Consider the following 18,015-nt stretch of genomic DNA (forward strand, 5'->3'; position numbering starts at 1 on the left):
GCCTGTTTTCTGGAAAACAGGCCAAAAACGGCACTTACGGTTTAGGATCAGTCAGTTCAAGGGTGCACGTACAATTTGCCACTTTTCATGACCAGCTTCACCTGTCTGAGGGCGCTAATGTGTTGGGTAGGGTCCCCCTGTACAGCCACCAGATCTGCCAGCAGACCCGCTTTGACGCTGCCAAGTTTGTTGTTCAGGTGAAAGAGCCGCGCATTTCCGGAGGTGGCGGCGCGCAGCACCTCTACGGCCGGAACCCCGTAGTGCACCAGCAGTTCCAGTTCACGGGCATTGTCACCGTGGGGGAACACGCCCACATCCCCGCCCACGCAGAGGGGGACTTTGGCCGCGAGGGCGGCTTTCAGGCTGCTCTTCTTTTGGGTGATACGGGCTGGTTCCGGATCAAAGCCTTTGCGCCAGCCATTGTACTGCAAGAGGGCATCACCGGCAGCCACGGTGGGGCAGAGGGCAATCCCTTTCTTCGCCATGAGTTGGAAGACCTCAGGCGTACCGCCGTCACCATGCTCTATGGTTTCTACGCCGGCCTCTGCGGCACGGCGCATGCCTTCTGGAGTGCTGGCGTGGGCCACAACGGGTCTTCCGCTGCTGCGGGCCACACTCACCACCAGTTTCAGTTCCTCCAGGGTGAACGTGGGCATTGCCTCGCCGTTTGGTCCCCACCTGTAGTCTGCGTAGACTTTGATGAGGTCTGCCCCTTTGCCTATCTGGTCGCGCACCACCCGCGTGAGGTGGTCAATCCCATCGGCGGCCTCAGCCCCCTGGGGTACTTCAAATGCCGGCGAAAATCCTTTGGGCCCGTAGCTGCCGGTGGCAATGATGGCTTTACCGGCCACCAGCATTCTGGGCCCGGGAATGATGCCTTGGTCAATGGCCTGCTTCAGCCCCACATCGGCGTAGCCGGCCCCCTCTGAGCCCAAATCCCTGACGGTGGTGAAGCCTGCAAGCAAGGTGTGCCGGGCATGGTTGGTGGCCCGGGCCACCCGTAGCGCCTCAGGTTCTTTCAGCACCTGATCGTTCCAGGAGGTTTCATTGTAGGGGTGCAGCAACAGGTGGGAGTGGCCCTCTATCAGACCCGGCAGCAGCGTTTGCCCCGGCAAGTCAAAGGTGATGGCACCGGTGGGGAGGGTTACAGAAGACACAGGTCCTGCCGCTGTTATACGTTCCCCCTGCACCACTACCACCCAGTCTTTATGTAATTCCCGCCCGTCAAAGACCAGGCTCGGTTTCAATACATACACAGAATCTGTTTTGGGGCTGTTTTGGGAAAAACAGCCCCAAAACGGAAAGAAAATAGCCAGCAGCAGGAGGGACAGTGTTTTGCGGAGCGGCATTTGGTTCAGACTCATAGCGTTAATAGACATACCATTCCCCTTTTGAAATAAGTTGTACTTGCCCGCCCACGTTGATTTCATACTGATCTGGTGCACTGCGTTTCCTTTTCAGTTTGATGGAAGCATTCCGGTTCATCTCCACGCCCTGTTCCACCAGAAGCTCAAGCTCAGTTGCCGGGAAGAACTTGTGGTGGAGCAGGTAACTGAGCAGGCAGCCGTTGGCGCTCCCGGTGGCAGCGTCTTCTATGATCTGGTTGTTTTCATAGGCCAGCATGCGGGCGTTCAGTTGGGAGTGGGGACTGTAGGTTTCAGGGCAGAAGAAATAAAGCGCCACAGTGAGTCCGTCTGGCCGCTGGGTTTTATATAGGCCGTGCTTTTGAAGAAACCGTAAAAGAGGCTCTGGTTGTACAGAAAGCTGCCGCATGTGTTTCAGCCGTTGTACAGGGAGGATCAGAAAAGGCAACCCCGTAGAAACCTCCTGAACGGGAAGGGTAGGGTGGAAGGCGTCTGTTGGCAGCCCAACCGCGGCGGCCAGCTCCTGTTTAGGAAATATGGGGCCGAAGGAAGGGTTGATTTGGCGCATGAACAGAAAATCTGGCCGCTGGCCCAGGTATTTGAACGAGACGGGTATTGGGCCCGCCTTGAGGTTTAAGGCCAGGGTAGGGGCGGCATTTCCCATAATAAACTGCTGAATGATGAAAGCGGTGCCCAACGTGGGGTGCCCGGCAAAAGGGACTTCGTATTCCACCGTAAAAAAGCGTACGTCAAACCCGCCTTGCTGTGGCTGGTCACTGCTGATGAAGGCAGATTCTGCAAAGCCAATCTCCCGGGCAATCTGCTACATTTGTTGGGTACTGAGGCCTTGGGCATTCCGGAAGACGGCTAACTGGTTTCCCCGGTATGGGGCATCAGCAAAGACATCTACTATGTAGAAAGGAAGTGAGTTCATGGCCTGAAGGTAAGAACTAACCCGTAGAGATGCGGCACCGGGGCCTATTCTCATTTGATAAAAAGCTTGGGTTTGCTACGGGCGCTGTTTCCTGTTTTAGGGGTGTTTTCTCAAAAACAGCCCTAAAACAGGAAACAGCGGTAGGTTTGTTATCCAGTTTATTTACCTGCCTTCAAGAGTGGATTTCTTTGGGAGGACAGGTAAAGGAACAACAGTGTGTTGAAGAAAAATATGTTTGTACCGCTCTTAAAAGAGGGAGAATACGAAAGTTGTAATTGTATATTCTCTTTTGATTATGGAAAATGAATAATGGGATTTAATCAATAGAAATATCACTGTATTTTGCCTGCACAAACATAAATATACCATAGCCAATTAAGCCAACAGAAACCGCGGCTAAGATCCAACTGCCAAAGGGTGATGTTTGTAAAAAGGTAAATGCCCCTTTGGTGCCTTCGGCTTCTTTAGGGTTCTGATGCCACGCAGCACTTACAAATAGATACCCAATTATGCAGAAAACAATTCCTCTGGAGGCAAACCCTGCTCTTCCTGATTTTTCCAGGAAATGATAACTCTGAGGTGGTAAATTCTTTACCTCTTTCATGAATGATTTGGTAATTGCTTTCTTTAATTGGTAAAGGCCGTTGCCAATTGTTAACAACCCAATTGCTATTGCCAGCCATTTGCCAAAAGGTTTTTGAAGTAATTCAGTGATGACCATTTCCTCCCTGGATCCGTCTTTTTTATTATTTGCACTCCCTAAACCAATTTTAAATGCCACCACGGCCAATGATCCATAAATAAATCCGCTGAAGGCGTATGCCGCCCTTTTACCAATTGCTTTGGTAGAGGCGCCTTTATCTTCTGTATCTAGAATTGCCTGGGTAAATCTCCAGAGGCTGTATCCAATTAATCCGGCTGCTAAAAGACCTAATAAAAAGCCTCCCCCAGGTAAGCGTTTCAGCTGAAGGAAGGCATCTGTGTTAGATGCTTTCTGGCCTCCTATTCCAATGGCAGCCATTGCCGTTAAGGCTCCCACCAAAATATACACTATCCCTTTGGCGGCATATCCTACTTTGGCATAACGTTCAACCCATTTCTTTTTCTGTGACGGCATAGTGGTGACAAACTTTTTTTTGTTCGTACTCCCTAGACGATACGCAAAGGAATTATGTTGTCACGGGCCCCATAATCCTGTTCCAGATCATAAATCCGGCATGAGCAGGAGGTGTTAGAGCGCCTATTTTTATTGTGCCTGGGATGGTTGATTCATTATTGTGGAAGAAATGAAAGGAAATTTATTTTAAATTAATTTATAGGGTAATTCACCTATTACTAAATGATCAAAATTTTAGCAACGGGGGCAGTTTGTGCTGGCAACCCCCACAAAGAGGGAAGAGGCACCACGCAGGGGGGTAAAAAAGATAGTTAAAGTTGAGTTTGGGTATATTATTAGAATACCTTGATTAAAAATCATTTATATGATGGTATTTATGATTATGGTTTAATACCGCCAAGGCAATTTGTAGAACTTGCGCTATGTACTCTGAAGGATTGAAGCTTGACCTTGATTTGGGCTAAAACGCAGGATGCAGGGGAAGCAACGTTGGAGAAGTTGTAGTTGCATTAAAAGAGATACGAGAAGAATCTGGTAATGTTTTCAACCATTTTTCCGGAAATGATTTTATTGCAGCTGTGATGAATTTCCGCGTCTCGCCATTAAACAAGGAAGCTGTTTGGAGCTTTTTCCTTTTTCTAACATGATGGATCGTGACTGACCTTGGCATGGTGAACGCGTACGCATGTGTCTGCGTTTTGGAGCTGTTTTCCTAAAAACAGCCCGGAAACAGAAGCTTGCTTCTGCTGAAGGCACAAGCGGGCGTATGCGCCATATCCTGAATAAAAAACGCTAAACAGCTTCATGGCCTATCACTGTACTTTGCTTTATTTTCTAAAATAGAAACTGACAGCTATTTAGCAGTAATCATTAAGCAGTGTTGTTGAATAGATGTTAACTCTTATGCCAGGCGAGTAGCGGAGAGAAAGTCTGTATGGAGAGTGAGACTTACAAGGAAATAATTTATAATACCTGGTCCTTTTATGGGAATATGTAGCTCAGGTTGTTGGGCTAATTTTACTGGTCTTGTTAAAGTAAGAGTAAGTATTACATCTAAATAAGAAAAGTATGAGCTAAACTGAGTTTATTTAAACTAACCAGTTAAGATAGTCAATGAGTGGAAATAGATTCTGTATGAAATATGACAGTATATGCGGCCTATAAACCGTTGCCTTATTCTTGTGGTAAAATCTGTTTGTTAGGTTAAAACAAAATATTATTTGTTTTGTTAAGTTGTTTTTTGCCTAGTTGATTATTTGTTTACCACTGTAATATTATATCAATTTTAATTTAAATAGTTGAATAGCTCATTCAGTAAATGTATTGAATTATCAACAATGGGTTGTTCTGTAGAAAAAGGAAATGCAATAAAGGTTAATTGTTGATACTAAGTTTGTATTTAGATTTTATAACTGATGCTAATTTTTTTTATTATTATTGAACTGTTGAATTATTAGAACTATAGCACTTATTTGTTTCTATTTAAAGATAGTGACTTTAATCATGTTGACTATTACATCGTGTCAATATAAGCTACTTTTTATTTGGAGGAGATGAAGTTTAAACTTGAAAGGTCAAAATTGTGCTTATAATATTTAGAGGCGGCCTTCTTAGGAAGTACTGCAATAATAGCCTTGTCACATTCATTCTGGAGTTGCGCTATTACTTCTTTTAAAAGGAGTGGGTCATCTGAATATTGTTTAATGACTTCATTTGACTTAGTAATGCGAGCATCTAAGATGGCTTTGATTTTGATATAATGCATTTCAGAGAGCTCCAATTTGTTAAGCATTTCCCTTGCAATGGTTTCTGATCTGGTGTCGGGCGTTTGAGGCGACTGGGAAAAACAAAGCGATTTAGTGAATAACAGAAATAATATGGGTAAAAAGAATCTTGGTTTCATATGTTGGTATCCCTATATCATGAGTAATATTTAAATTTATCTACGATATGTTCTAATAGTTGGCATTTTCGATGGACTGTCTTTTTTGAACGTTGAAAAGCGTGCTTTCCAAGTTGAAACATCTGAATATCTAGATATAATTATTTTTTATTAGAAAAAGCAGAAAATCTCCCATCTACTTGCACAGGTAAAAGAGATCAGATAAATTTGCGTCAGATTTTAAGAGGAACACCTTTTAATCTGAAAGCCATGCGCACGTGGTGAAACTGGTAGACACGCCATCTTGAGGGGGTGGTGCCCTACGGGTGTGGGAGTTCGAATCTCCCCGCGCGCACAAGCAAGTAAAAGCGCATATCTGTAAATGATATGCCGCTTTTTTATTTGCCCTAATAGGGCACTAGTTGGTGGGCACCTATGGCAATTCTTGAGGAGGGAGAGGTGGCTTCCATTTGAACCTGTCATCGGGTAGCTTGCTTCTCAATTGCTAAATGAAAAGTCTGTTCTGTTTTTGCCTATTTTCTTAAAAACAGGCCAAAAACAGAAGCCCCTCTTAGCCGTGCTGATTCCTCTTGCTTGATCAGGTACGTATGAGGGAGCTGCTGATTTGTTTAGAATGGCAGGAGTGACAGGTTTTGAGGGGTGTGGCTCCCTTTTCCCAACCACAAACCGCTCTATCCGTATTTTCCTCAATACCATACCCCAAGTCTGCGCCATGAGGAAGTTGGAATCAATATTATTGGTGGATGATGACCCCACCTCGCTGTTCATTGCAAAGAACATTGTAAAGCGACACCAGGTGGCCGAAAGAATCTTTGCTGCCCACAGTGGGGTAGAGGCTATTCAACTTCTCAGGAGTGCCTGTGGCAAGGGGCAGGATTCGATCATTTGCCCTACGCTGGTGATGGTAGATGTAAGGATGCCAGACATGGATGGGTTTCAATTTGTAGAGGCTATGAGAGCCCTTACAGCCCCCATAGTGCCTGTGGTAGCCATGCTCTCTTCCCATGACTATGATCGGGATAAAAAGAAGGCGAAACATCTGGGGATTGAGGCGTTTCTGCAAAAGCCGCTCACGGGTGAATCGTTCAGAGAATTCCTGCTAAGCGCTGGCCTTACTTCGGGTATTAAATAACTGAAATTGATCAGACGGGGCAACCATAATTTGTGAACGCCTGTCCTCTAAATCCAGAAGGGGAGCCATAAGACAATTTGAACGGGTAGGTACCCTGGCGGTGAAAGGAATGGTGTCTAATTATGACGGTACACTTACCAGCTTGTACCTTCTATAGTTGCCACTATGGCTTCTTGAGGGCCAGTTGAAGAATTTGTTGCATTGACTCCTGGGTGATGGGTTTCTGGAAGAAACCATCGGCCCCTGAATGAAGGATGGATTGCTGTTCCTTTTTGCAGAGGGACGAAGTAAGGACCACCACCTTGGGGCAAGGGGAAAGTTGTAGCTTTTTCATCTCCACCAGAAACTCTAGTCCATCCATAAGGGGCATGTGGAGGTCCAGCAATATGAGGTGGGGGAGGCGGTTTGCTGGATGTTGCTGCAGTAGTAATTCTAAAGCGTCTTCGCCGTTTTTTATTGTTTGAATAAGGCACCCTGGATGGCTACTCTTAATCTGCAGCTCTGCAATAAAACTAGCAACCTCATCGTCATCAATGATTAAAATCCGCTGTAAATCCTCCATGCGTAAAAGTACGGAGGTGGAGGGGATAAATACTTATAAATTCAGTTGTTATTATTAAAATTTATTAAGAACTTTTTTTCCAGCTCTACTTTTGCTTCTGAATGGGTTAGGATTGGAAGGCAAGCACAGCAGGAGGCTTGGATAGCCTCTGCACGGAGGGGTAAAATCTGCTACCTGAATAAGCAGACAAGCACACCTGTCAAGGTCCCATTGCCAATGGCCCTCCTTTTGATAACCCAAAGTAATAGGCGCTCCCATAAACAGAAGATCTGCTTCTCTTGTACGAAGGCAGAAGTCATAGAATTCCTGTTTCTGGGCTAGTTTCCGGAAAACAGGCCAAAAACAGAAAGGGCAGTTCAAGGAATTACCTTAAAAGGGTTTTGGGGCGTCACCAGGATCACTTTCTCCCGCTCTACTATGACTGAGCCCGGCGTGGCTCCCCTGGGCTTTCTAACATACTTCCTGGGGGTGTACAGAACAGGGCAGAGGGTGTCATTCTTCCGCTTTGAGTAGTAGGCGGCTACTTGGGCGGCAGTCTCTATCACCGGCATTGGGAAAGGCTGGCCGGCTTTGAGTTTAATCACCACATGGGAGCCGGGAACGTCTTTGGCATGGAGCCATAAGTCATCTTTGTGCGTATGGTGCAGGGTAAGCTTGTCATTGGCCTTGGCATTCTTCCCTACTAGTATTTTGAATCCGTTTGTCTCAAATGTATGGTAAGGCAGCTCCTGCCCGGCGGGGAGGGGGACCACCGTGTTTTTTTTCAGGTATTGCCGCAGTTGCGGGGCGGAGGTGATTTCTTCCAGTTCCTTTAGTTGCCGACCTAGGCGCTCTACCTCCTGTTCCTTTTTTTCTGCCCTTGCCTGAAGTAGAGTAAGTTCTATCTGCTGGTTTTTAGCCTTCTTGTACAACCGTTCTGCCGTCTTTTGCGGGGTTTCAGTGGCGTGAAGCTTTATCTTACGGGTGGTGTCCTGGTAAAAGTCATACAGCTCCACCTCTGCGCTACCCTTGGGGATGTTGGTAAGGTTGGCCATAATGACATCTGCGGTTTGGGCGTACGGGGTGCCGTGGTGCCACGTTTCCAGCTGTTCCTGTATCTGCCACCAGATTTTCTGTGCCACCTCCAGCTGGCGCTGTAAAGACTTGTGTGCCGCCCCGTAATGCCTGCTGAAATACTCTTGTGCCCTGTACTGGGGAACAAAAGCATTAAGGGCTTCTAAGGGGTCTGTATACTTTTGCTGAATCTGCCCTACGGGTAACAGGGAGAAGCGAAGAACCTTGTCCAGGTAAGTGAGGTAGTAGGAGGGGGTTTCCAGCTGTGCCAGCATTTCTTGTACCAATTGCCATTGGGCCAGTGGTTGTTTTGCTTCTATCCCCATTTCCTGGAGGTAGAGTAGCGGGAGATCTCCCAGTGTAGGCAGCATTTTACCGAGCAGTTGTGGTTGTGCCAGAAACTGTTCCTGGGTCAAGTGCCAGTTCTGGTGCATTGCCCTATAGTCTAATTCCAGATCCTTGGCAAATTTCCGGTGGAATAGCGCCATGGGCTGATCCTGCTCAAATAGTATCACATTAGACCTGTTCCCGAAGAGTTTAAAGAGCAATACTTTCCCTTGGGTGAACTGAATAAAGAAGCTTCTTTCCTGCCGGTGCGCCTGTACCTCCAGCACCTGCTTTCCCCAGACAGATGTAAACAGGTCTACCGAGTTTTGCCTTGCCCTGTTAAACGTAGCAGGAAACTGGAGGCTGGAAAATGTGGAGGTCTGGATTGCCTTGATGAAAAACTCCTGCGCCCCGTTATGAAATGCCAATACCAGTTCATCTTTTTCCTGACTGAACACTGAGTGCAGGGAGAATCCTTTTAGTGTTTGTTCAAGCTTTTGGGCAAGTTGCCGTAAGAAGTAATAATTCTGATGCACTGTTTATAGGCTAAGGGTTAAGCCATCAAACGCAAGCCTGATGTGAGGGGGCAGTTCTGTTTCGATTTCCCTATGTAAACCCAGCAAATGGCTTATATGCGTCAAGTACGCTTGCTGCGGGGCCAGGTCTTCTAAGAGTGCCAGGGCCTCAGACAGCGAAAAATGCGAGATATGCGGCTCTCTTCTGAGGGCGTTCACCACCACTACCTTTGAGCCTCTTACCTTCTCTTTTTCCTCCTCAGAAATGAAGTTGGCATCTGTTATGTAGGTGAAATCACCCACCCTGAAGCCAAATACCGGTAACTTGTGGTGCATGACCTGGATGGGGGTTACCTGTATGCCCTGTACCTCAAAAGGCTGGTTTGAGATTGGGTGCAGTTCTACCCGGGGTACCCCCGGGTAAGTGGCATTGGTGAAGATATAGCTGAACTCCTGCTGCAGCTGCCTCAGCACCCGCTCATCAGCATAGACGGGCATGTCTATGCGCTGCATGAAGTTAAAGGCCCTTATGTCATCCATGCCGGCGGTATGGTCTTTGTGCTCATGGGTGAACAGCAGGGCATCAACCCTTTTAATCCGTTCCCGCAAAACCTGCTGCCTGAAGTCTGGGCCCGAGTCAATGATCAGGCTCTTGCCCTCTACCTCCAGATGCACAGAGACCCGTAACCGTTTGTCGCGGTAATCTAAGGAACGGCATACGTCACATTCACACCCAATCACGGGTACTCCCTGAGAGGTGCCTGTTCCTAAGAAAGTTACTTTCACGCAGCGGTAAGGGTTTGGTTTCTGATGGCCAGGAACAGTTCCTGGCTTTCTTCCCTGAGTTTCTCGGGCGCTATCTCAACTGCTTTCAAAATCTCAATGAGGCAATTGATTTTTCCCTCCAGCGGGAAGTATTTGTTTACAACCGCCACTTTCGTCTCCTTCAGGATACAGAACCCTGATTTAAACGTTCCTTTTTCGTAACGGAGCAGGTAATCAGACTCGGCAAAAATATCTTCTAACCGGCTCAGGAAGGGCCGGGTGTACTTTAATTGCATAGGGTGACTTTAAGCGATGGTGCCGGTGGAATTAGTGCACGTATTCTTTCACGGTTTGCACCAACATGTCAAAATCCAAAGGCTTAGGAAGGTACGCATTGATACCTGCTTCCTTGAACTGCTCCAGGGTGTAGTTGTTGGCATTACCCGTCACGGCAATGATAGGAATACCAGATATCTCAGGATTCTCACTGGAGCGGATCTCTTTGGTGCACTCCATCCCGTTTTTCACAGGAATGTTAAGGTCCATGAGAATGGCGTCAATTTTCTGCTCGTTCACTTTCTTGATAACCTCGCCACCGTTTTTGGCAGAAAGTACCTTATAGTTTTGAAGTTCAAGGATTTTCTTGGTAAGGTTCAGAATTACAGAGCTGTCTTCTGCAATTAATATGGTTTTAGTCTCTGCCATGGTTAGTTTGATAAAATTGTCTTTCTGTATTGGGCTTTAAAATTAGCAAAACTTGTCTCTAAATCAGAAAACGTTTGCGGTACACCCTCAATGTCGCCTTTTAGAATGTCATGCTCCAGATTTTTTGCCAAAGTTGACACTATATTCAGTCCGAGCGTAGAGGCTGTCCCTTTAATTTGATGCAGTGTACTCAAAATACTGCTATAATGTTTTGCGGCTACGTCCTTTTTGGCCTCTTCCAGAAGAGGAAAGGTTTCTTCCTCAAAATCAATGTACAGCTGCAGGGCAAATTCATCTCCCCCAATACTGCGCAGCTGTTCTACTATCTCCATTTCCAGAAAAGGCTCCTCTTTTTCTTGTTCATCAGTTATGAGCGGAGCTATTTCTACGTTTGACTCAGGCACTGCCTCCGTGGCATTCCCATACCACTTAACCAAGCGGTCATAGAGGTCAGTGATTTTTACCGGTTTTGAGATATAGTCGTCCAGCCCCTCTCTGATGAACTTCTCCGCATCATCTTTCATGGAATAGGCCGTCATGGCTACAATAGGGGGGCAGGAGGAGCCTAGCAGTTTTTTTAACTCTTTGGTGGCGGTCACGCCGTCCATTTCCGGCATCTGTATGTCCATGAAGATGAGGTCATATGGAGTAGCCACTGCTTTCTCAATGGCTTCAAACCCGTTAGATGCCACATCTGCATAGCAGCCCATGCGCTCCAACAGTTTAAGTGCCACCTTCTGGTTGATCTGGTTGTCATCTACCAACAGCAGGGTCGGCGAGGGGTTGAATTTCCCTATTTCTTCCAGTTCTTTTGAAGAGAGAAGCATTTCATTGATCTGGGTCACGTTGGTTGCCTCACGGCAGGTAATGGTGAACCAGAAGGTACTGCCTTTCCCCACTTCTGACTCCACCCCAATTTCACCCCCCAGCAGCTCACTGAGTTGTTTGGAAATGGCCAGGCCGAGGCCGGTACCCCCAAATGATTTGGAGGAGGAGTTGTCCAGCTGGGTGAAGTTAGTGAAGAGGAGCCGTATGTCTTCTTCGCTGATGCCAATACCAGAATCATTGACCCGGAACTGCAACAGGTGCTGGTCTCCCTCTGACTGCAGCCTTTTTACTTCAACACTCACAGCCCCTTCATTGGTGAACTTAATGGCATTGGAGGTGAGGTTGGAGAGGATCTGCAGCAGCCTGGTTTCATCTGTGACAATGTAACGTGGGGTGTCTTCAGAAATAAAGTAAGTAAACTCCAGGTCTTTCTGGTTGGCCCTATTTGCAAAAAGGGAGTGTATTTTTTCTAGGGAGTAGTGTAAGTCAAGCCCCGTTTCGTTTATCTGCAGCTTGCCCGCCTGTATCTTTGAAAGGTCTAAAATGTCATTTAGAATATCCAGCAGGGCATCTGATGATTTGCGGAGCGTATCTGTGTAATCCCGTTGCTCATCATTGGTGGCAGAATGGTGCAGGAGGTCAATCATGCCAATGATGCCGTTCATGGGAGTGCGCAGTTCATGGCTCATGTTGGCCAGAAACTGGTTTTTAGCTTGCAAAGAAGTCTCTGCCAGTTCTTTGGCTCTGATCAGTTCCCGCTGGGTGTTCTTTAGTTCGGTGATATCGCGGCATACTCCTTCAATAGCCACTGGTTCTGCCTCTGCGTTTAAGATAAGCCGTGAGTTGATCAATACCTGTATCTCTATTTCAAACTTAGTGCGCAGGGTGGTTTCAAAGTTCCTGACGCTTCTCTGTTCAAAAAGATGATGCAACAACTGCTCACGGTCCTCTGGGTATACATACAAGTCACGGGCATTCATCCCCATGGCCTCTGCCTGGGTATATCCCAGCATTTCCTGCACAGAGGGGCTCAGCAGCTGGAAGTCTCCCTCAATGTTGGTCTTGTAATACATGTCCTGGAATGACTCAAAGATCTGTCTGAACTTCTCTTCATTCTCTGCCAGGGCCAATTGAGAGATTTTCTTCTCGGTAATATCCAGCGCAATGGCAGAAACATCTTCAAAACTGCCATTCTCCAGGTAGATAGGGTTGAGCAAAATTTCAAGCCATTCACTGTTTCCCTCAGGCCGCTGTAGCTCAATCTCAAATTGTTGCGGCTCCCCAGAGAAAGCCTGCTCATACCTATCCTGCAGTAACCCATAGTACTCTGGAGACACAAACGTTTCTACCAAATAACTCAGTATGCTGCCAATGGCGGGTGTCTTGCCAGCCCAGGTATGGATTTCGTTAGAGAAGTTCTGGTTAAAAGAGGTAAGCTTATATTGCCGGTTAAGTGACCACATCAGGTGGCTTCCGCTCTCAAAGATGGCTTTTAAGCGTGCATTCTGAATGGTAATCTGCTCTTCGTTCCGTTTGCGTTCAATGGCCAGCGCCACCTGGTTGGAGATAAAATGCAGAATCTCAATATCTGTCTGCACATAGGCCTCCGGGTTTTTGTAATCGCGTACGGCAATCACCCCAATAATGCGCTCCCCTATGGAGAGGGGCGAGGAAAGCATTACTTCTGGCACCACCCCGTTGACTTCAATTTTCCCTTCTTCCACCAAAGCCATGAAATCTTCTTTGGTGGCGTACAGCGGTTTGCCGGTTTTGATCACATACTCCGTCATGCCCAGCGAGAAAGGCCTGGGCGCGGCGGGCACCGTAGATAACTGATCTACATAGTACACAAAGTTGATGGTGTTCTTCTCCTCATCAAACAGGGCAATGTAGAAGTTATGGGTCTCAATAATCTTGCTCAGCTCCCGGTGGATGGCACTGTACAAAGACGGCAAATCTTTGGAGCTGATGGCCAGGTTGGCAATGCTGTAATACACCTTCTGCAGGCGCTCTGCCTTGATGCGGTCTGTGATGTCATGGAGAATGGCCCGCGTGGCAATGGGCTTCCCATCCTGCCAGCTGCAGTTGATACTCCCTATCAAGTGAATGGGCTTGCCACTTTTGGTCAGAAAGACGGTTTCAATCTTATTGACATCTTCGCCTTTGTAGAGGTTACGAAGCTGGTAGATCAACTTGGCCTTATAGTAAGGATGGACAATGTCATTGAGGGTGAGGTTCTCAATATCATAGTCATTGTACCCCAGCTTTTCTTTCCAGGCCCGGTTAACAAAGATGAATTTGTTGTCTGTAGAAATGTTCTGGATGAGGTCATGGGCATTGTCAAAGAGGTCTTGCAGACGTATTTTATTGTCTTTCAAGGCTTCCATGGCAATGCGTTTGTCGGTCATGTCTTTGCCAACGCCGGTAATGCCTACTACTTTCCCTTCGGCATCCATCTCAAACATGATGTTCCAGCGCAGGATCTTGGTAGACTGTGACTTGGTGAGCAGGTCCCATTCATAGTAGCTGCGCAACGACTGGCTCTGCAACGCCTTCTGGATTTCCTGAATGCGGGTTCCCCGCTCAGGTTCAGGCACAAACAGTTCATAATAGTTCTGACCAATGACTTCCTCCCGCTTATAGCCGGTATACTGCAGGAAATAATCATTGACATAGACAATACGCAGGTCCAGGTCAAGGCTCACATAGGCCAGGTTCACCTGGCTGAGGAAGGAGCGGAACTGCTGCATGGATTCCCGTAGAACCTCCTGCCGGCGCACCAGTGCCTGTGCCTCTTTGCGCTGGGTGATGTCCCGCAGAATGCACTGCACAAAAGAAACCCCATCCAGTTGAATAGCGCTGAAGCTGATTTCACTGTCTACCACACTGCCATCAGGCTTCTCTAAGCGCCACTCCAGCGTCTGCGGAATGCCTTCCAGCAGGGTGCTGTCAATCATTTGGAGCGCTTTCTCTACTGAGGATGTCCCGTCTGCCTGAAGCGCCGGGGAAAAATCTGCTATTCTCTTGCCCAGAATGTCTCTTTTGTCACAATCAAGCAACACCGAGGCCTGAAAGTTACAGTCAGCTATCTGGGTTTGGTTCAGCAGGAAAATAGCGTCATTGGAGGACTCAAAGAGGGTTTTGTATTTCCCTTCAGAATAATGTAGCTCCTGACGCAGTTCAAAACGGGAGAGGTAGGAGCTGATTTCAAACCCTACATAGTTGATGAATTCTGTAAGGGTGCTGGTGATGAGCTGGGCTTCCTCTACCAGAAGTATAATCACCGCCAGGTAATTCTTTTCAGTGCTTACCGGCATGGCCACCACTTCCCTTTTCTGGAACAGGTGCTGAAAGTTGCGGGAGATGCTCAGGATGGAGCGGTTCCTGCCCTTGTTTTCCAGCTGGGCCAAAAACTCGGGTTTCAAGGCCAAAATGCTCTGCTCCTGCAGGAGGTGAGAGTCCTTACCCTTGTTCTTGATCAACTGCACCATGCGGTTGGTGGGCTGAAATACGTAGACACCGCCGCCAGAAATGGTAGGGCGGGTCAGCAGTGCATCTAAGGTGGCCGCTAGTACATCTTCTGCGGTTTTCAGGTTTGAAAAGTTGGGGAGTAGCTTAGATACAAACTCCTGTTGGTCCTGACGCAACCTGCCAGCCTCACTGCTGCCTTTTGCGTCTTCAATGGGGCGCGCAGTGCCAAGCACCACCTCCTGCCCAAAATATTTTCCGCACCTGAAAGAAAGGAGTACGGGGAGCAGCGTTTCGGCTTTGTCTTTGAACCACCAGTCAAACCGCTGGGTTTTACCTTCGCACGCTTTCTGAATCCTTTTCTTGAAAGCCATTTTCTCTGATGGGTTCAGGTCAAAGGCTTCAAAGACACTTTTACCTACCAGTTCTCCCTTTTCAAACTGAATGAGCCCCAGTGCTTCTTTGTTAATGTCAATGAAAATCCCTTTTTTGTCAAGAATAAACAGGGGTTCATTGCTGTCTTCAAAGAGGGTGCGGTAACTGGACTCTGAGGCATACATATCGCCCACGGGCATGACTTCAGCAGAGGCTGACCTAACGGCCAGGTAGAGCAGCTCATGGCCGTCTTGCTGCACCAGGCTTGATTTGAAATAAAACAATTCACTGCCCAGGTTCTTCTCCTTGGGCTGGAAAAAACCGCTGATGTTCTTGCGGTTACGCAGCAGCCGTACATTCTTCTCAAACGTAGGCAGGTATTTCTCATCTAAGAGTTGCTTAATGTTCAGGTGCTCCGGAAAATCCTGCCCTTTGAAGAAAAACTCCCGGGTCTGGCTGTTCACCTTGAGCAATTCACCCTCAGGGGTGCAGACAAACATGAGTTTCCTGCTACCGCTCACGTGCTCGGCCAAATCAATTAATCGTTCTGCCGCTGCTACCTTTGCTTCTCTTTCTGCAGATGTCATAGTGTTTGTCATACGTTGCCTTTGAACCAGGTGATGTCCATTGCCTGTGAAACGGGTATGGCTCTTGGAAAGAAATCACCTATTTTAGCAAAAATAACTTAAAAACATTGTTTTTCTAGGGGCAGTATCTACAAGTGTGGCCCCTCTTTACCGGGCTCTTCACCACCATGGGCAAAAGCATTGTCTTGACCGTCACAACTGACCTTAACCATGACCAGCGCATGCTGCGCATTGCCGGCACGCTGGCCAGTGCCGGGTTTGTGGTGACGCTGCTGGGGAGGGAGCTTCCCGGCTCTAAGCCACTGGGAGGCCAGCACTTTCAACAGGTGAGGCTCAGGTGCCGCTTGGCTAAAGGCCCCTTCTTTTACCTGGAGTTTAACCTGCGCCTGATCCTGTGGTTTCTCTGGAACAGGTTTGAAATCTACGGCGGCGTTGATGCTGACACGGCCCTGGCCGGCGTCTTGACTGCGTGGTGGCGCCGCCAACCTTTTGTCTATGACGCCCATGAGTTGTTCCCAGAGTTGCCGGAGGTGGTCAACAGGCCCCCAGTGGAAGCCGTGTGGGCTTGGGTGGAGAAGTTGGCTTTCTCCCGTGCCAGCCTGGCCTATACGGTCAGCGGTTCACTGGTAGAGTACTTCCAGCAGCGGTACCGGCGGCGGGTGCACCTCATCCGGAACATGCCGTTCCGGCAGCCGGGCGTGCAGGAGCCGGGGCAGCCCGTTTACTTCATTTACCAGGGTGCCCTCAATGTGGGCAGAGGGCTGGAAGCCACCCTGGAGGCCATGCAAGACGTGCCGGCACAGCTGGTTATTTGTGGCGATGGGCCGTTGCTGCCAGCCCTGCAGGAGAGGGTTCAACAGCTGAACCTTTCCCGCAAAGTCATCTTCAAAGGAAATGTAGCGCCAGCAAGCCTGGCCCAGATCACCCAGCAGGCGTATGCGGGCATTATGCTGTTAGAAAACCAGGGCCTCAGCTACTACTACTCCCTGGCCAACAAGTTTTTTGATTATGTGCAGGCCGGTATTCCGCAGATATGCATTCCTTTCCCTGAATATGAGCGGCTCAACACTGAATGGGAGGTTGCCCTCTTGACAAACAATAACCCAGAAGACATCAGAAAAAGCATGCTGGCCCTGCTGGAGGGGAGGGAGACGTACCAGCGCCTCCGGCATAACTGTCTGCGGGCCCGGCAGGAGTGGGTATGGGAGAAAGAGGCGGAGAGATTAGTACATTTGTACAAAGAATTAGCATGATGGCGTCTCGGTTTTTAGTGGTAGTAGTGGGCCCCACCGCGGTGGGGAAAACTGATTTCTGTGTGCAGCTGGCCAAAGAGTATCAGACCCAGATCCTGTCTATGGATTCACGGCAGTTCTTTAGGGAGTTGAGCATTGGTACGGCCAAACCCTCAAAAGAGGAACAGGGCGGAGTGCCCCACCATTTCATTGACAGCCATTCCATTCAGGAGGAGTATAACGCCGGAGCCTTCGCCCTAGATGCGCGCCTGCTTCTCCAGCGCCTTTTCCGGCAACACCCGGTTGTCATTGCCACGGGCGGTTCCGGCCTGTACGTGCGGGCCCTGTGCGAGGGGCTGGACGAGATGCCGGACATTTTGCCCGGCATAAGGGAAAGCTTAACCCAACGGTTGGAACAGGACGGTTTGCCAGCCTTGGTAGCGCAGCTCAGGGAATTGGATCCTGTGTATGCCCGGCAAGTAGATGTACAGAACCCGCAGCGGGTGATTAGGGGGCTGGAAGTGTGCCTGAGCAGCGGGCAACCCTATTCTTCGTTCAGGAAAAAAGCCTTGGCAACTGCAAGGGATTTCCAGATCATCAAGATTGGCCTCACCCGTGACCGCGAAGAGCTGTACCGCCGCATTGACCACCGCATGGACCTTATGCTGGCGCAGGGGCTGCTGGACGAGGTAAAGAGCGTACTGCCTTTCAGGAATCACCAGGCGCTCCAGACGGTTGGGTACACCGAGCTCTTTCATTACCTGGACGGCGACTACGACTTTGCTGAGGCGGTTAGGTTGCTCAAGCGGAACAGCCGCCGTTACGCTAAACGCCAGATTACCTGGTTTAACCGGGACCCCGAAATCCAATGGTTCCACCCAGACCAGCTGGCCGACGTGCTGGCGTGGGTGCAACAGAAAATAGAGGGAGAGGCAGGAAGATCCATTTCATAATTCCTGTTTCCGGGCTGTTTTTCTGAAAATAGCCCGGAAACAGACTTTTCTGTCTGTAGGAATAAGGGCTGTTCAATTACGCAGCGCATTACTTTCTAACAGGTGGAACCTGCTTTCTTACCTACCTGCTATAGTTCCAGGGCTCTGCACGGGCAGGACCTCCCTCTGTTTTTGGCCTGTTTTCTTGAAAACAGA

Annotated in this window: 14 protein-coding genes and 1 tRNA gene; 4 read left to right on the forward strand and 11 right to left on the reverse strand. The window is 48.4% G+C overall.

The window, feature by feature from the left end; translation table 11 throughout:
* Positions 1-56 precede the first annotated feature (56 nt).
* The 5 genes from A8O25_RS17700 to A8O25_RS17715 all read right to left on the reverse strand — a co-directional run bounded on the left by A8O25_RS17700 (position 57) and on the right by A8O25_RS17715 (position 5,318).
* Complete coding sequence (locus A8O25_RS17700; RefSeq protein WP_241499078.1) at positions 57-1,364, reverse strand: metal-dependent hydrolase family protein; 1,308 nt, start codon at positions 1,362-1,364, stop codon at positions 57-59.
* A gap of 4 nt (positions 1,365-1,368) precedes the next feature.
* Positions 1,369-2,184 carry a PhzF family phenazine biosynthesis isomerase gene (locus A8O25_RS17705; RefSeq protein ID WP_082893732.1) on the reverse strand — a complete coding sequence of 272 codons (816 nt, stop codon included), beginning with the start codon at positions 2,182-2,184 and terminating at the stop codon, positions 1,369-1,371.
* 3 nt (positions 2,185-2,187) lie between these two features.
* Positions 2,188-2,298 carry a PhzF family phenazine biosynthesis protein gene (locus A8O25_RS23315; RefSeq protein WP_161947785.1) on the reverse strand — a complete coding sequence of 37 codons (111 nt, stop codon included), beginning with the start codon at positions 2,296-2,298 and terminating at the stop codon, positions 2,188-2,190.
* 316 nt (positions 2,299-2,614) lie between these two features.
* Entirely contained in the window at positions 2,615-3,415 is an 801-nt protein-coding gene (locus A8O25_RS17710) for a DUF1206 domain-containing protein (protein ID WP_066837653.1), read from the reverse strand.
* 1,540 nt (positions 3,416-4,955) lie between these two features.
* The gene (locus A8O25_RS17715) at positions 4,956-5,318 is read right to left on the reverse strand and encodes a hypothetical protein (protein WP_153042816.1); all 363 of its coding nucleotides are present in this window, start codon (positions 5,316-5,318) and stop codon (positions 4,956-4,958) included.
* A 251-nt stretch (positions 5,319-5,569) separates the two neighbouring features.
* Here A8O25_RS17715 and A8O25_RS17720 point away from each other — a divergent pair.
* Both A8O25_RS17720 and A8O25_RS17725 read left to right on the forward strand, forming a co-directional pair.
* Positions 5,570-5,652, forward strand: a tRNA-Leu gene (locus A8O25_RS17720).
* A 387-nt stretch (positions 5,653-6,039) separates the two neighbouring features.
* Positions 6,040-6,450, forward strand: a complete 411-nt coding sequence (locus A8O25_RS17725; RefSeq protein ID WP_161947786.1) for a response regulator — start codon at positions 6,040-6,042, stop codon at positions 6,448-6,450.
* A 163-nt stretch (positions 6,451-6,613) separates the two neighbouring features.
* On the opposite strand, the gene A8O25_RS17730 is transcribed toward A8O25_RS17725, so the two are convergent.
* The 6 genes from A8O25_RS17730 to A8O25_RS17755 all read right to left on the reverse strand — a co-directional run bounded on the left by A8O25_RS17730 (position 6,614) and on the right by A8O25_RS17755 (position 15,635).
* Positions 6,614-7,012, reverse strand: coding sequence for a response regulator (locus A8O25_RS17730; RefSeq protein WP_066837668.1), 399 nt, complete (start codon positions 7,010-7,012; stop codon positions 6,614-6,616).
* 356 nt (positions 7,013-7,368) lie between these two features.
* Positions 7,369-8,928 (reverse strand): NFACT RNA binding domain-containing protein, encoded by a 1,560-nt coding sequence (locus A8O25_RS17735; RefSeq protein ID WP_066837673.1) that lies wholly within the window; start codon positions 8,926-8,928, stop codon positions 7,369-7,371.
* Between the two features lie 3 nt (positions 8,929-8,931).
* Positions 8,932-9,693 carry an MBL fold metallo-hydrolase gene (locus A8O25_RS17740; protein WP_066837679.1) on the reverse strand — a complete coding sequence of 254 codons (762 nt, stop codon included), beginning with the start codon at positions 9,691-9,693 and terminating at the stop codon, positions 8,932-8,934.
* Positions 9,690-9,968: a hypothetical protein gene (locus A8O25_RS17745; RefSeq protein WP_066837680.1), complete on the reverse strand. Its 279-nt coding sequence runs from the start codon at positions 9,966-9,968 to the stop codon at positions 9,690-9,692. The genes A8O25_RS17740 and A8O25_RS17745 overlap by 4 nt, the downstream gene beginning before the upstream one ends.
* 31 nt (positions 9,969-9,999) lie before the next feature.
* Positions 10,000-10,377: a response regulator gene (locus A8O25_RS17750; protein ID WP_066837682.1), complete on the reverse strand. Its 378-nt coding sequence runs from the start codon at positions 10,375-10,377 to the stop codon at positions 10,000-10,002.
* A gap of 2 nt (positions 10,378-10,379) precedes the next feature.
* Positions 10,380-15,635, reverse strand: coding sequence for a PAS domain S-box protein (locus A8O25_RS17755; protein WP_161947787.1), 5,256 nt, complete (start codon positions 15,633-15,635; stop codon positions 10,380-10,382).
* Positions 15,636-15,802: 167 nt separating this feature from the next.
* On the opposite strand from A8O25_RS17755, the gene A8O25_RS17760 reads away from it, so the two are divergent.
* Together A8O25_RS17760 and miaA are read left to right on the forward strand one after the other, a co-directional pair.
* On the forward strand, positions 15,803-16,888 hold the full coding sequence (locus tag A8O25_RS17760; protein WP_161947788.1) for a glycosyltransferase: 1,086 nt from the start codon (positions 15,803-15,805) through the stop codon (positions 16,886-16,888).
* Positions 16,885-17,820, forward strand: a complete 936-nt coding sequence (gene miaA, locus A8O25_RS17765; protein WP_066837685.1) for a tRNA (adenosine(37)-N6)-dimethylallyltransferase MiaA — start codon at positions 16,885-16,887, stop codon at positions 17,818-17,820. The genes A8O25_RS17760 and miaA overlap by 4 nt, the downstream gene beginning before the upstream one ends.
* Positions 17,821-18,015: the final 195 nt, after the last annotated feature.

Origin of the sequence: Rufibacter ruber (assembly GCF_001647275.1) — a bacterium.
Taxonomy (GTDB): domain Bacteria; phylum Bacteroidota; class Bacteroidia; order Cytophagales; family Hymenobacteraceae; genus Nibribacter; species Nibribacter ruber_C.

Bases quoted from the DNA above. Each gene is read 5' to 3' on its own strand.
- A8O25_RS17700 (WP_241499078.1), bottom strand. From the start codon at position 1,364: ATGAGTCTGAACCAAATGCCGCTCCGCAAAACACTGTCCCTCCTGCTG.
- A8O25_RS23315 (WP_161947785.1), bottom strand. From the start codon at position 2,298: ATGAACTCACTTCCTTTCTACATAGTAGATGTCTTTGCTGATGCCCCA.
- A8O25_RS17710 (WP_066837653.1), bottom strand. From the start codon at position 3,415: ATGCCGTCACAGAAAAAGAAATGGGTTGAACGTTATGCCAAAGTAGGA.
- A8O25_RS17715 (WP_153042816.1), bottom strand. From the start codon at position 5,318: ATGAAACCAAGATTCTTTTTACCCATATTATTTCTGTTATTCACTAAA.
- A8O25_RS17730 (WP_066837668.1), bottom strand. From the start codon at position 7,012: ATGGAGGATTTACAGCGGATTTTAATCATTGATGACGATGAGGTTGCT.
- A8O25_RS17745 (WP_066837680.1), bottom strand. From the start codon at position 9,968: ATGCAATTAAAGTACACCCGGCCCTTCCTGAGCCGGTTAGAAGATATT.
- A8O25_RS17750 (WP_066837682.1), bottom strand. From the start codon at position 10,377: ATGGCAGAGACTAAAACCATATTAATTGCAGAAGACAGCTCTGTAATT.
- A8O25_RS17755 (WP_161947787.1), bottom strand. From the start codon at position 15,635: ATGACATCTGCAGAAAGAGAAGCAAAGGTAGCAGCGGCAGAACGATTA.
- A8O25_RS17760 (WP_161947788.1), top strand. From the start codon at position 15,803: ATGGGCAAAAGCATTGTCTTGACCGTCACAACTGACCTTAACCATGAC.
- miaA (WP_066837685.1), top strand. From the start codon at position 16,885: ATGATGGCGTCTCGGTTTTTAGTGGTAGTAGTGGGCCCCACCGCGGTG.